At 33.4% G+C, this 15240-nt stretch carries 12 protein-coding genes; 6 read left to right on the plus strand and 6 right to left on the minus strand.

Going from position 1 to position 15240, the window contains the following annotated elements; translation table 11 throughout:
• Positions 1-81: 81 nt before the first annotated feature.
• On the plus strand, positions 82-1086 hold the full coding sequence (locus J7K39_07265; GenBank protein MCD6179686.1) for an NAD(P)/FAD-dependent oxidoreductase: 1005 nt from the start codon (positions 82-84) through the stop codon (positions 1084-1086).
• Positions 1087-1136: 50 nt separating this feature from the next.
• On the opposite strand, the gene J7K39_07270 is transcribed toward J7K39_07265, so the two are convergent.
• The 3 genes from J7K39_07270 to J7K39_07280 form a co-directional block, all read right to left on the minus strand.
• Positions 1137-1478 carry a single-stranded DNA-binding protein gene (locus J7K39_07270; protein ID MCD6179687.1) on the minus strand — a complete coding sequence of 114 codons (342 nt, stop codon included), beginning with the start codon at positions 1476-1478 and terminating at the stop codon, positions 1137-1139.
• 329 nt (positions 1479-1807) lie between these two features.
• Complete coding sequence (locus tag J7K39_07275) at positions 1808-2935, minus strand: hypothetical protein (protein MCD6179688.1); 1128 nt, start codon at positions 2933-2935, stop codon at positions 1808-1810.
• Positions 2936-3087: 152 nt separating this feature from the next.
• Entirely contained in the window at positions 3088-3288 is a 201-nt protein-coding gene (locus J7K39_07280; GenBank protein ID MCD6179689.1) for a PspC domain-containing protein, read from the minus strand.
• A gap of 182 nt (positions 3289-3470) precedes the next feature.
• On the opposite strand from J7K39_07280, the gene J7K39_07285 reads away from it, so the two are divergent.
• The 5 genes from J7K39_07285 to J7K39_07305 all read left to right on the plus strand — a co-directional run bounded on the left by J7K39_07285 (position 3471) and on the right by J7K39_07305 (position 10706).
• On the plus strand, positions 3471-4739 hold the full coding sequence (locus tag J7K39_07285) for a DUF2851 family protein (protein ID MCD6179690.1): 1269 nt from the start codon (positions 3471-3473) through the stop codon (positions 4737-4739).
• Positions 4740-4826: 87 nt separating this feature from the next.
• Positions 4827-5822, plus strand: coding sequence for a potassium channel protein (locus J7K39_07290; protein MCD6179691.1), 996 nt, complete (start codon positions 4827-4829; stop codon positions 5820-5822).
• Between the two features lie 7 nt (positions 5823-5829).
• The gene (locus J7K39_07295; GenBank protein MCD6179692.1) at positions 5830-6648 is read left to right on the plus strand and encodes a universal stress protein; all 819 of its coding nucleotides are present in this window, start codon (positions 5830-5832) and stop codon (positions 6646-6648) included.
• 11 nt (positions 6649-6659) lie between these two features.
• Positions 6660-8303 carry an alanine:cation symporter family protein gene (locus J7K39_07300; protein ID MCD6179693.1) on the plus strand — a complete coding sequence of 548 codons (1644 nt, stop codon included), beginning with the start codon at positions 6660-6662 and terminating at the stop codon, positions 8301-8303.
• 24 nt (positions 8304-8327) lie between these two features.
• A complete protein-coding gene (locus J7K39_07305; protein ID MCD6179694.1) occupies positions 8328-10706 on the plus strand; it encodes a LysM peptidoglycan-binding domain-containing protein in 2379 nt (792 codons plus the stop codon).
• A 29-nt stretch (positions 10707-10735) separates the two neighbouring features.
• Here J7K39_07305 and J7K39_07310 read toward each other — a convergent pair whose 3' ends face one another.
• The 3 genes from J7K39_07310 to J7K39_07320 form a co-directional block, all read right to left on the minus strand.
• A complete protein-coding gene (locus J7K39_07310) occupies positions 10736-11341 on the minus strand; it encodes a lipoprotein signal peptidase (protein MCD6179695.1) in 606 nt (201 codons plus the stop codon).
• A 90-nt stretch (positions 11342-11431) separates the two neighbouring features.
• Positions 11432-11833, minus strand: a complete 402-nt coding sequence (locus tag J7K39_07315; GenBank protein MCD6179696.1) for a TraR/DksA family transcriptional regulator — start codon at positions 11831-11833, stop codon at positions 11432-11434.
• Positions 11834-11867: 34 nt separating this feature from the next.
• Positions 11868-15233, minus strand: coding sequence for an isoleucine--tRNA ligase (locus J7K39_07320; protein MCD6179697.1), 3366 nt, complete (start codon positions 15231-15233; stop codon positions 11868-11870).
• Positions 15234-15240: the final 7 nt, after the last annotated feature.

The following is a 15240-nucleotide window of genomic DNA, read 5'->3' on the forward strand; positions in this document are numbered from 1 at the left end:
TGGCTGTTTAAATTAAACAAGCTCATTTACAAATGTGTTAAAAACTTATCTTTGTTCGCTGATGAAAACAGTATGCACAAAATGAAAAACAAATACGATGTAATAATTGTTGGAGCTGGACCGGGCGGTTTGGCTTGCGCCGAAGAATTAAAAAATAGTGCTTTAACTGTTTTACTACTTGAAAAAAATAGTATTGTCGGACCAAAAATTTGCGCCGGTGGTTTAACTCGTTTGGATGCTGATTTTGATTTACCCAAAAACAAAAGCAGAGAATTTAAAACTCAGCATATATTTTTTAACGGTAAAGAACATCAAATTAAATTAGCTTATCCCTTAAAAACTATCTCGCGAACCGATTTAGGACAATATCAATTGGAAAAACTCAAAAATGCAAATAATATTGATGTATACACTGATAACCGCGTTTTAGAAATAAAATCCAATTCTATAATTACTCAAAACGGGAAGATCAATTTTAAATATCTCGTGGGTGCCGATGGCTCAAACTCATTGGTGCGTAAATCATTAAAATTATCTTCTACTCAAAATATGGGTCTGTATTATAATCTTGATTTTGTTAGCAATAAGTTTGAATGGTATGTAAATACCAAAGATTGGGGCTCTGCTTATTTATGGGTTTTTCCACATCTAAAACATACAAATATTGGCTTTCATTTTAACCCAAAATTTATTTCGGGAAGTGAGGCAAAAAAGATCTTAGATAATTTCTTAGTAAAAAATAATTATAGCTTTAAAAAAGAAAACCTTAAAAGCGCTCCCTTAAATTACGACTATCAAGCTTATGCTTTTGGTACTGTGTTTTTAGTCGGCGATGCTGCCGGATTGGTATCTAAAGCAACAGGCGAAGGAATTGCTATGGCACTTACAAGCGGCAAAGAAATAGCACGTAAAATTTTAGACCCAAAATATACTACGCCCGAACTCAAATCTATTATTAAAATAGTACAACGGCACACTAAAATGATTAATCATTTTGATAAACACCCTCGTTTACAATCAAGTTTTTTCTACTTATTTTTAAAAATGATGAAAAGTCAGCATTTTCAAAGCTATTTTGGAAATTAAAAAAGCCGACTTCTTACAAAGAAGCCGGCTAAACTTTGGCTTATAAAAAACTAGTTTTCTTTTTTACTTAGGATAAGCATGTCGTTTACTACTATCTCCGTAGTATAACGCTTATTTCCGTCTTTGTCGTCGTAACTACCATAAACCAATTTCCCTGAAACCACAATTTCCATACCTTTCTTCAAATAATTATCGGCATAAGTTGCACTTCCATTCCATGCAATAATTTTATGCCACTGAGTATCCTCCACTTTATTTCCGTCTTTATCTTTATAATAATCGGAGGTGGCAAGAGAAAAGCGTGCTACTTTGGTTCCTGAATTTAAACTTTTTACTTCTGGATCTGCGCCTAAGCGGCCAATTAATTGGACTTGATTTCTTAAGTTTTTCATAATACTTGTTTTTTACTGATGATGGAATCCCGTTTGAATTCCTGTTGATGCAAAAGTATATTGGCAAGCAAATATTAGTCGGTTAATAAATATTTGTAGTCGGATATAAACGATTAAAAACGTTTTTCTTACTGATTATCTGTAATTTATGTTTTACAATAAAAAACGCTTTAAAAACTTTTTCTTGGTTTACTAATGTTTTTTCGTTTCTATAAACCTAGCCAACGGCTGACAGCGTGAAAGATTGGAATTCCAAAATATCCTAAGTTATGTCTACCGCCATTATCCGGCATTTCGGCATATTCTATACTAAAAAAGTATAAAGTTTTCTATAAATCGTCAATAATCTCTGCTATCGGATGTAAAACAGAAGCTCCAAGATTCATTGCACGATCGGGTGACCAGCCAAAAATTTCATCCGGCATATCTGCATTATCTTTAAATGGCATTTCCATTGTCATTGATAAGCAGCCGAATTTCTCACCTATAGCTTTTGAACAAACATTAAGATTTGCTTTTCCGGCTTCGTTTTTAGGATAGCCTTCTTTAGTCTGGAAATCGGGACTAATACGTTCCCAGCTTTCTGAAAATTTTTCATCAATCATTTTTAGGTGAGCGTTATAAGAAGGGATTCCTTCTATCGAAGAAATAAAATTATATGGTAAGGCTTCATCGCCATGAATATCAAGATTGAGATCCACACCCGTTAGCTCCATTGTTTTAAGAATATGATAAACCTCAGGAGCGGTTTCCGGATTAGGCTTTGCCCATTCGCGATTAAGGTTAACACCGGCAGCATTTGCTCTTAAATTACCAAGTAAAGATCCGTCGGGATTTATATTTGGGACTACGTAGAAAACAGCTTTCTCCAAAAGTTTACGAGAAAGCGGATCAGAATCATCTAATATACGATTTAAAAAACCTTCTACAAACCACTCTGCCATACTTTCACCCGGATGCTGACGAGCTATAATCCAAATTCGTTTTTTATTTTCCTCTTCATCATTACCAATTACAAGCATATCCAAATCACGACCCTGAACAGTTTGCCCAATATTTACTACCATAGCTTCGGGCGACATTTGTGCCGTACTTAATAAATTGAGGTGTTGGTCGTGCGAATAAGGCGCAAAATAAGCCAAATACACACTATTGTATTCAGGCATAAATTCAATAGTCAGCTTCTTTCCATCGTAAGAAGTTGGAACTCTAAACCAAGTAATTCTATCGTAAGAAACAACAGCTTGATAATCTTCCCAACCTTCGGGATAAGATGATTCCGAAGCATTTAAAATATTTATACTTAAATCTAAACCTTGCGCTTCCTGAATACGGAAATAAAACCACTGAAAGAATTCAGCATTGGTATCTTTTCGGATATTTAACTCAATATTTTGTGGATCGACAGCAGAAATAACTTCAATATTTCCGGCATCAAAAGCAGATGAAATATGCATAATTAATAGATTTGTTTTTAAACAAAGGTATTAATTAAATAGCAAAAAAGTATGAGTTTAAACCTTTGTATAAACAGTAAATATATTTGGATTTAAAAAGGGGTATACAAAATCCTCTGTTCCCTCAAAAATTCATTAATATTTTATGTTTATCAATAGTTCGTAATTACATCATCAGGAATTACTATCCAAGCAATAAGATAAACCAGTAAGCCAAATCCTGCAAAAATTACCGTTAGTGCCCAAATCAATCTAATAAGAACTTTGTCAATATTAAAATAGTCGCCCAATCCGGCACAAACACCACCAAAAACTCCTTCGCGTGATTTTCTATATAATTTCTTTGCTTCCATTATTTTCTCTTTTTAGTCCACCAATTAGCTGACAAATGTTTAACTGCTTTGTGAACTCTTCAATCAATAACTTTGATGCAAAATAAAAACCAAGGTTACAATATTGAATTATTTGATTTTGAGTTTCGCTCTGAAAAGTGTATCTTTAAAATTCCAAATATAGATTTCTCATTTATTTTTCGATGAAAGAAGAATTTTTACATTATCTATGGAGATTTCGTTTACTTCAGCCTTCGCTTTTTACTACTAATAACGAAAGTATTGAAGTAATAAATACCGGCTTGCATAATACAGATGCAGGACCGGATTTTATTCAAGCAAAAGTAAAAATAGCGGAGACCATTTGGGCAGGGAATGTTGAATTACATTTGCAGGCTTCCGACTGGAACAAACATAAACATCAAAAAGACAAAGCGTATAATAACACCATTTTACATGTAGTTTACAGTTGCGATATGGATGTTCGTTTAGAAAACGGAGAAACTATTCCCTGCTTAGAATTAAAGGGGAAATTTAAAGAGGATTTACTAAAAAAATATGAAGGATTTTTAAAATCGGAAAAGTGGATTCCCTGTAGTGGTCAACTGAACGATTTCCCGAAAATAAAACTAAATGCTTTATATTCTCGTTTGAGTATTGAGCGTTTGGAAGACAAATCTCAAACTATTCTTAATCGTTTAGAAAAGAATAAAAACGACTGGGAAGAAACATTTTATCAGGTCTTAGCCGGAGGTTTTGGTTTAAAAATAAATCAAGATGTTTTTATTCGATTAGCCGAATCCTTACCTCTGAAAAAAGTTTTATATCAACACAATAAAATATTTCAGATTGAAGCTTTGCTCTTTGGGCAAGCAGGTTTACTTTACTCAAATCCTTTTGTAGATGAATATCCTATTAGTTTGAAAAAAGAATACACTTATCTCGCAAAAAAATATCAGCTTAACAGTTTACAGGGACATCTTTGGAAATACCTTCGTTTACGACCATATAATTTCCCAACTTTACGTATTGCACAATTTTCAGCTTTGCTTTTTGCTCATAAAAACTTATTCTCAAAAATTATTGAAAGTGCGAAAATAGAAGATCTTTATCGCCTATTTAACGTTAAAGCATCATCCTATTGGGATAGTCATTATATTTGGGATAAACACACAGATACACATCCCAAGAAATTGAGTAAAAACAGGATCAATCTTTTGTTAATCAATGTTATAATCCCATTTATGTTTCTTTATGGAAAAGAACGAAATAAAGAATTCCTGATTGAAAAAGCATTAGAATTTCTGAATTTAATTCCTGCCGAGAATAATAAAGCAACAAAGAATTTTGGGCAAGAAGGCTTGGTTTTTAAATCTGCTTTTCAAACACAGGCACTAATTCAACTTAAAACAAAATATTGCGACACAAAAAAATGTCTTGAATGTCCGATAGGAAACCATTTATTAAAGTAAATTTGAGTAGTTTAGTTCGGAAGAACAGTTTTGGTTAAATCCTTGTATTTCTTTAATATTGCAATTAAATAATTAATATTTGAACCCGTGTCTCAACATGCCTCATTAAATAGATTGTTTTACGCTGCAATTGCAATTGCAACAGTTTTATTAACAGGAACAATTGGTTTTATGTATTTTGAGGGCGACAGCTTTTTAGATTCTGTTTTTTTATCAATTATTACTCTTTCAACTGTAGGATATAGCCTTCTTCATGAGTTAACAAATGAAGGAAAAATATTTACCATATTTTTAATTTTTATTAGCTTAGCTGTTTATGCATATTCAATTTCTATTATTACTTCGTATTTTGTTGAAGGTAATATGGAAAAATTAATACGAGGTAGAATTCATAAAAAAAGCAAAAAGATGAAAGATCATACAATTGTTTGCGGTTATGGCCGAATAGGTAAGCAAGTTACCGAAGAATTATTAGCATATAACATACCTTTTTTAGTAATTGATGAAAAAACAGAAGTTATCTCAAACGATACTAACGAAAAAGTAATATTTGTTGAAGGTGATGCTACAAACGATGATGTTTTATTAAAAGCAGGCATCGAAAATGCTAAAACTTTAATATCGGCTCTGCCTCTTGATGCCGATAATCTTTATATTTCCCTCTCGTCAAGATCCCTTAACAAAAACATAACCGTTATCAGTCGTGGCTCTGACGAAAGCGCAGAAAAAAAGCTATATCTTGCCGGAGCCGATCATGTTATTCTTCCTGAAAAAGTAGGGGGTGCTCATATGGCAAAACTTGTAACCAGAAAAAATGTTGTTGAGTTTTTAGACCATCTATCGTATAGAGGAGATTCTTTAACAAATTTAGAAGAGATTGATTATATGGATTTACCAGAAGAATATCATAATAAGACAATACTCGAAATAGGAATACGAAAAAAATCAGGAGCTAACATTGTAGGTTTTAAAACATCTAAAGGAGAATTTATTATTAATCCAACACCTGATGTAAAAATAGAAATTGGCTCTACACTTTTTGTTTTGGGAACTCCTGAACAAATAAAATCTTTAAGAAAATAATATTGCTATGGTTAAATCCATTTTAGTTCCAACCGATTTCTCATTAATAAGCGAAAATGCAATAACGCATGCTGCCGGAATTGCTCAACAAACAGGAGCTAATTTAATTTTGACACATGTTATCAATAGCGATACTCGTGCTTATCTAAAGAAAAACAAAGAAAGTAAAGATCTCGTTTCAGAATACCTTAAAGATTATCAGAAACAACTAAGAAACGATTTTAATATTAGAGCAGATATTAGGGTGCTTGAAGGAAAAATAACAGAGCAAATTCCTATTTTAGTAAGCGAGCTGGGAATTGATTTACTCATGTTTGGAACGCATGGTAAAAAAGGAATGCAGATTATAACAGGCAGTCAGGCTTTAAAACTTATTAATGCCGTTAGTATTCCTGTTTTTGTAGTTCAAAAAAGAGGTTTTGAAGAAGGATATAAAACAATTGTCTTTCCGGTAAATACCTCAACCGAGTATAAAACTAAATTAAAATGGACTCTGTTTGTCGCCAAAAGCTTTAATGCAACAGTTAAGCTATTTATTTATAACGAAACAAGGGCAAAAGTAAAAGCTAAAATGGAAGAAGTATTGATAAATATTCGGGATACTTTTTTAGCACATAAAATTAATTTTACTGAAGATATTGCCGAATTTAAAGCCGATTTTCCTAAACAAATTATGGAATTTTCCATTTCAAACAGTGCTCAATTAATAGTTATAAAAGTAGATAACGATGAGTTTGAGCCTTCTTTTATCATAGGTTCTCCCGAAGAGAAAATACTATTTAATACAGCACAAATACCTATTTTTTGTGTGCAAAAACAACTATAAAACCAAGTATAATGGCAAAAAAACTTATTTTAAGTACTCTTTTACTTCTATTTATATTTACCTACAATACTGTTTTTGCACAAGACACTACCAATCAGTCAAATAATATTGAAAAAATAAAAGAGGAGACTACAAGCGATAAAATCAATTCCTTTTTCGAACCAATAGTTGCTAAAATGGCAACGGTATTATTTTTCGATCCTTTTGAAGCCCTCGGATTACACGATCCTGTAATTTATGATGAAAAAGGAAATCCGGTATTAGATCAAGCCGGAAATCCGGTTAAAAGTCATATTCCTATGATTGTTGCTTGGCTTATTATGGGAGCTTTATTTTTTACTGTTTATATGAGATTTATCAATTTTCGCGGATTTAAACACGCTCTTGATATTGTACGCGGAAAATTTGATAATCCCGAAGATTCCGGTGAAGTTACCCACTTTCAGGCTCTCACAACAGCTCTTTCAGCAACTGTTGGATTAGGAAATATTGCCAGCGTTGCTATTGCAATAGTAATTGGAGGTCCGGGAGCAACTTTTTGGATGATTTTAGCCGGTTTATTGGGTATGTCAACAAAATTTGTAGAATGTACTTTAGGTGTAAAATACCGTAAGATTGATATTTTTGGTCAAGTCTCCGGCGGTCCGATGTACTATCTTTATATGGGAATGAAAAACAGGGGAATGAAATGGTTGGGAGCTATTTTAGCTGTTGTTTTTGCTGTTTTAGCAATAGGAGGTTCTTTTGGTGGCGGAAATATGTTTCAAGCAAATCAAGCCTTTGCTCAACTTAAAACCATTTATCCCGCAATAAGCGATTACGGTTGGGTTTTTGGAACAGTATTAGCCATAATGGTAGGTCTGGTAATTGTTGGCGGTATTAAAAGTATTGCTCATGTTACAGATAAGATAGTTCCATTTATGGCAGCCTTATATGTTGGAACAGCACTGATTATTATTTTTATGAATATTGACCGAACGGGAGAAGCGTTTCGTTTGATTTTTGAAGGTGCTTTTTCTCCAACAGCAATGAAAGGTGGTTTTATTGGCGTGTTAATTGTCGGGTTTCAAAGAGCATCATTTTCTAATGAAGCCGGAGCCGGATCGGCAGCTATTGCTCACTCTGCCGTAAAAACCGACGAGCCTATCAGCGAGGGTTTTGTTGCGCTTCTTGAACCTTTTGTAGATACTGTTGTGATTTGTACAATGACGGCTTTGGTAATTATTTTTACCGGCAGCTATTTAAATCCCGACAACTTAGAAGGAGCAGAATTAACATCTCAAGCCTTTGGCACAGTTTTTTCCTGGTTTCCTTACCTTTTGGTTGTAGCAATATTCTTATTTGCTTTTTCAACTATGATTAGCTGGTCTTATTATGGATTAAAAAGCTTTGACTATTTGTTTGGTGGTATGTCAGAAAAATGGTTTGGCACACGTAAATATGCTGCAAATTTTTATCGTATATTGTTCCTGATATTTATTGTCATAGGTTCTTCATCAACAATGGGAGCTGTTACCGACTTTTCTGATATGATGATTTTAAGTATGGGATTACCTAATATATTAGGATTAATTATTATGGCTCCCGAAGTAAAACGCGATCTGAAAGACTATTTGGCAAGGGTAAAAAGTGGAGAAATAAAAAGATATAAATAAAACTATAATTTTGTCGTTTTAGAAATGATGCAAATAAATATAAAATTAATACTTCGTGTTATAACACTTAGCCTTTTTCTCGGGCTTTCTTCCGTGAGCTATGCTCAAGAATGGGGAACAGTAGAAAAATCAGAAATAACAGAGCAGATAGGGAATCAAGTTTTTTATCTGCATACAATTGCAAAAGGGAATACTTTTTATAGCCTTGCCAAAGTGTATGGAGTAACAACCGACGAAATAAAAACTGCTAATCCTGATTTGGATAATGAACTAAAATTAGGAGCTGTTATTCTAATCCCTAAAGCCGATATAGCAGAAGTTAAAACATCATCAAGCCCAACAGTATCTTACGATAACTATTTCTTTCATATTGTAAAACAGGGTGAATCGCTATTTTCTATTGCTAAGATATTTGATGTAACAGTTGAAGATATAGTTAATATTAATAAACTTAACTCTACCAATATCTCTCCCGGATTTCATTTAAAAATCCCTGAAATAGAATACAAGACGACACTAATAACTAAGAAAACGGAAGTTCCGCAAGCAACAAAAAAGTTAAGCTATTTTGAATATACCGTTCAAGCTAAAGAAACCTTATTTAGTATTGCTAAGCGATATGGAATAGGCTTAGAAACGCTTAAATATATCAATAACTTTTCCGGCAACGACATTAAACCGGGGCAAATTGTATTAATTCCTAAGGTTGTATTAAATAAAAAGCCACAGGAAAGAAAAACATATATTATTCATCAAGTACAACCAAAAGAAGGTTTGTATGGTATTGCCCGAAAATATGGTGTTAATATCAATCAAATAAAAGCAATTAACCCTGGATTGACAGATGCTATTTCTATTGGTCAAAACATTAAAATTCCACGACAACCAAATGAAAAGGGCTTTATTGAACATAAAGTAACCGATAGAAAAGAAAAGTTATCCAGTATTGCTCGTGAATACGAAATTTCTGTACATAATTTAAAAAAGCTAAATCCTAATGCTCCAACAAAAGTCCGTCGGGGAGAAACCATTTTTATTCCCTTAGATTTTATTGATAAAAAAGAAGAGGAAATAACTGAAGAACCGTTTGAAACTAAGAAAGATATTGAATTTGAACAGGAAATATATACTCAAAACACACATCGCGTTTTTAACGTTGCTTTGATGCTCCCTTTGTATTTATCAGACGTTGATAGCTTATTAGATATGGATCGTGGCGAACTATTAGCTAAACGTTATGAGACCCGAGCTTTTCGATTTTTGGAATTCTATGAAGGAGCACAAATTGCCGTTGATAGTCTGAGACAGTTAGGAATGCAAATAAATTTTCGTGTTTACGATGTGAATGATGATAAAATAGAAACAGCATTGCTTTTACAAGACCCTAGTTTACGTGATATGGATTTGATAGTAAGCCTCCTGTTCAGTCGTAGCTTTGCTTTGGTTTCCGAATTTAGTAAAGAATATCATATTCCACTTGTAAATGCACTTTCAACGCGCAGACAAGTTATCTATGAAAATCCTTATGTTTTTAAGATGATTCCAAAACCAAATGCGTTATATCATAGTGTTGCCGATTTTGTTGGACAAAATATGTCGGAATATAATACCATAATTGTGAGAAATAATCCATATCAATTATCTAATGAGTACAATTTAATTTCCGGTCTTCTGAAAGAGCAGGTAAAAGAAAAGTCCTATTTCTTAAACGCTTATGCTTTACAAAAAATAGATAAATATATGGAAGACAAGCAAGAGACATATCTTGATACTTTACGTTATGAATTAGAGAAAATTGAAACTGCATTTGTTTTAGATAGTGTAATTGCTCATCCTTTTGATACAACTTGGGTAAACAATTCTATAAATACAGTTATTTATTCTGCTGATAGTTTGTCCGGAATTATGAATAATGCTTCTCTTTTTCGCGATAATTTAATTGTTGCTATGGGTAGCGACGAAGTTTTTGCTATAGAATTGTTTACCAAACTGAATTTTGTACGCGATTCCTTAAATATAAAAGTAATTGGCTTGCCAGACGACTGGCACAGTTTTATGAATTTAGATGTAGATTATTCTCAGCCATTTAGTTTGCGAGTAGCAAGCGAAAATTTTGTTGATTATACTTCTGAAGACGTAAACCGTTTTATTTATAAATTCCAAAAACAATATAATAAAATTCCGGAAGTTGAAACTTATTCATTTCTTGGATATGATGCTACTTTTTATTTTCTACAGGCTCTTTTCCATTTTGGCGACGATATGTTAGAAAATATTCCTGATTTTCGTATTCCTTTACTTCAAAACCAATTGCATTTTGAAAAGCAAAATAACGGAGGTTTTGAAAATATTTACTGGAATTTGTACCGACAAGAGAACTATACATACAAAATAGAAAAGTGATTTTACCTGTATAAAAAATAGCTGTAAAATTATAAAGAATTTTTACCTAAAAATTGCTTTTGAAATATAATAAGCAAGCCCACACCTATTGATATTGCAGAATCGGCAATATTAAAAATAGGACGGAAAAACAAGAAATCAGATCCGCCTAAATAAGGAATCCATTCAGGCCATATTCCGTTAATAAGAGGAAAATAAAACATATCAACTACCTGTCCGTGTAAAAAACTACTATAACCGCCTTCGGCAGGTAAAAAAACGGCTTTATGATAAAATGTGCTTTCGCTAAATACCAAACCATAAAAAGCACTATCAATAATATTACCTAAAGCACCGGCAAAAATAAGAGATAGGCTAATAATTAAGCCATTATTTTCTTTACGCTTAATACAACGCCAAAGATACCATCCGATTGCTAATATGGCAATAATTCTGAAAACGCTTAAAAATAGTTTCCCATAAGAGAACCCTAATTCAAAGCCAAAAGCCATACCGTTATTTTCGGTAAAATGAAGATAAGCCCAATTTCCAAAAAGAGCCACTTCTTCACCCAATAAGAAATTAGTTTTTATCCAAATTTTAAGAACTTGATCTAAAAATAGTACCAGTAAAATTATGAAGATAGATTTTTTCAAGTGCCGGTATTTTTAGGCATAAACAAAAAGGTCGTTTCTTATGGTTTAATATTTTCTTAAATAGAAACGACCTGTAATTTCTTCTACTATCTATCTGGAAACCGGACGATTTAGCTTAGCTTCAATAGATAAAGTAGCATGAGGTACGCTTTTTAGACGTTCCTTAGAAATAAGTTTTCCCGTTTCGCGACAAATACCATAAGATTTATTTTCTATGCGTATTAAGGCTTTTTCGAGTGAAGAAATAAATTTCTCCTGACGATTGGCAAGTTTACTGTTTTCCTCTTTCGACATTACGGCATTACCCTCTTCCAACACTTTAAATGTAGGCGAGGTATCGTTAGTGTCGTGATCGTTTTTATTTGTATACGCGTCAGTCAACATTATAAGATCAGCCTTGGCTTTTTCTAACTTAGAGAGGATGATTTCCTTAAACTCCTCTAATTCTTCATCGGAGTATCTGGTTATAACAGATTTTGTTGTTTTAGTCATGGCTCTATATTTTTATTTGTAAATAGTGTCCTTTTTATATTTTCTTAATATCTATAAATACCGATACCGATTCAGTCAATTCTATGCTGTCTGAACCATCTTGCAGTTTGTCAGAAAGTTTCAAGGACTCTGTTAACGTTTCCGAGCAAATATAAGAAAAATTATTTTCAATTGCAGCATCAAAATCAGGATGTTTTTGCAATATCACCTGTATTTTATCGGTAACCTCAAATCCTTTTTCTTTACGTAGATTTTGTATCTTATTAATTAGGTCGCGAGCTTTCCCTTCTTGTACCAAATCTTCGGTTAATGTTGTATCCAAAGCAACGGTATAAACTCCTGAATTAGCAATTAACCAACCGGGGATATCTTGAGTTGAAATCTCAACATCTTCTATACCTATTTCAATAGTTTCATCTGCCAAAGGCAAAGAATAAACTCCTGTTTTTTCAAGTGTTTTAATACCTTCCTGATCTATCTGCATAATGGCAGCCGAAATTTGCTTCATTAGTTTGCCGTATTTTGGACCCAGGCTTTTAAAATTAGCCTTGATTTTTTTTACCAATAAAGAAGAATCTTCCGGCATAAACTCAAGCGTTTTTACATTTACTTCCGATAGTATAAGCTCTTTGATTTTATCCATCTGTTCTTTGAATTTCTCATTTAAAACAGGAATCATCAACTTATTTAATGGTTGGCGAACACGTAAATGGTTTTTCTTACGAAGCGACAAAACCATTGAAGAAAATATCTGTGCCATCTCCATACGTTCTTCCAAATCTTTATCAATTAAATCTAAATCAGCAACAGGCATATACGTTAAATGAACAGATTCTTCTTGATGCTTTTTGCTTACTTTATTTAGATCGAGGAATAGCTTTTCACTATAAAAAGGAGCAATTGGCGAACTTAATTGAGCAACAGTCTCCAAACATTTATATAATGTTTGATATGCAGATATTTTATCGCTGCTATAATCGCCTTTCCAAAAACGGCGGCGACTTAAGCGTACAAACCAATTGCTTAAGTGCTCATTTACAAAATTGGATATTGCACGACCGGCACGAGTTAATTCATAATCAGAAAGTGCTTTATCAACGGTTAAAATTAAACTGTTTAATTCTGATAATATCCAACGGTCTATTTCCGGACGATCTTGAGTAGGAATATCGTCTTCGGCATAAGTAAACTCATCGATATTAGCATAAAGAGCAAAAAAGTTATATGTATTATAAAGCGTTCCGAAGAATTTTCTACGAACTTCTTCTATTCCTTTTAAATCGAATTTTAAGTTATCCCAAGGCTGAGCATTAGTAATCATATACCAACGTGTAGCATCGGCACCATACTTTTCAAGAGTTTCAAAAGGATCGGCAGCATTGCCTAATCGTTTCGACATTTTATTCCCTGCTTTATCCAAAACCAAACCGTTAGAAATAACGTTTTTGTATGCTACTTTATCAAAAATCATTGTAGCGATGGCATGAAGTGTAAAAAACCATCCTCGTGTTTGATCAACACCTTCGGCAATAAAATCAGCCGGAAAAAAATTATCGATTTTTTCTTTATTCTCAAACGGATAATGCCATTGAGCATAAGGCATAGAACCGCTATCAAACCAAACATCTATTAAATCCGGTTCGCGATACATAGCTTTGCCGGAAACGGAAACTAAGACTATTTTATCTACATAAGGGCGATGAAAATCAAAAGTCTCATAATTGTCTTTCGACATGTCTCCAACGACAAAATTTGCCAAAGGATTTTCATCCATTAAACCGGCAGCAACCGATTTTTCAATTTCATTTTTTAGTTCTTCGGCAGAACCTATAAAAATTTGCTCTTCTCCATCTTTAGTACGCCAAATAGGCAAGGGAATTCCCCAAAAACGAGAACGACTCAGATTCCAGTCAACAAGATTTTCTAACCAATTACCAAAACGACCGGTTCCGGTAGCAGCAGGTTTCCAATTGATGGTTTTATTAAGCTCAATCATTTTGTCCTTCATTGCTGTAGTTTTAATAAACCAACTATCGAGAGGATAATAAAGAATGGGCTTATCTGTACGCCAACAATGAGGATAAGAGTGAGTGTGTTTTTCGGCTTTAAAGGCTCTATTCTCTTTCTTTAATTTAACGATAATATCTACATCAACAGATTGAGATTTTAAAGGATCGTCATCAGAATAATATTCTGATTTAACAAAACGTCCGGCAAACTCTCCCATTTCCTTAACAAAACGACCTGTTTTATCCACCATTGTTAGAGAGCCTATACCGTTTTGAGCAGCTACTTTAAAGTCATCGGCACCAAAGCTGGGAGCAATATGCACAATTCCTGTTCCATCTTCAGTAGTTACAAAATCTCCAATTATAACACGAAAAGCATCACCTTCTTTTGGTTTAGCATAAGGCATTAATTGTTCGTAACGAATACCGGCTAATTCAGAACCTTTACAACTACCAATAATTTCAAAAGGTATTGCTTTTTGTCCGGCTTCATAATCTTCTAGTTTTAGCTCTGCATTTTTTGCCGGAAAAAGACTATTCATTAGCTTTTCGGCCAAAACAACAGTCACTTTTTCAAAAGTGTAAGGATTATATGTTTTAACGATAACGTAATCAATTTTTTTTCCGACAGCTAAAGCGGTATTTGATGGTAAGGTCCATGGTGTTGTTGTCCATGCTAAGAAAAACACATCACCAAAAGCATTTTTAAATAATTTCTCACTTTTATCACTACGTACAACTTTAAATTGTGCAGTCATAGTTGAATCTTTTACGTCGCGATAGCAACCGGGTTGATTTAACTCGTGAGTGCTCAAACCTGTTCCGGCAGCCGGAGAAAAAGGTTGAATAGTATATCCTTTGTAGATTAGGCCTTTTTCGTTGAGCTTGCTTAATAAATGCCAAACAGTTTCTATATATTTATTATCAAAAGTGATATAAGGATCGTCTAAATCGACCCAATAACCCATTTCTTTTGTTAAGTTGCCCCAAAGATCTTTGTATTTCATTACTTCGGTACGACAAGCTTTATTATAATCTTCTACAGAAATTTTTGTTCCTATATCTTCTTTAGTAATTCCTAAGCTTTTCTCTACACCAATTTCAACAGGTAATCCGTGAGTATCCCAACCGGCTTTACGCATAACCTGTTTTCCTTTGAGTGTTTGGTAACGACAAACAATATCTTTTATGGTACGAGCCATAACGTGATGAATACCCGGAACGCCATTAGCAGATGGAGGTCCTTCATAAAAAACAAAAGGCTTTTTTCCTTCGCGAGTTTTTAGGCTTTTTTCAAAAGTGTGATTCTCTTCCCAAAACCTAAGTACTTCTTTAGCTATCTCCGAAAGGTTTAAATTATTATATTCCTGATATTGTGTCATTTTACTTATTATTTTT

It is taken from the genome of Bacteroidales bacterium, from assembly GCA_021157585.1.
Classification (GTDB): Bacteria; Bacteroidota; Bacteroidia; order Bacteroidales; family UBA12170; genus UBA12170.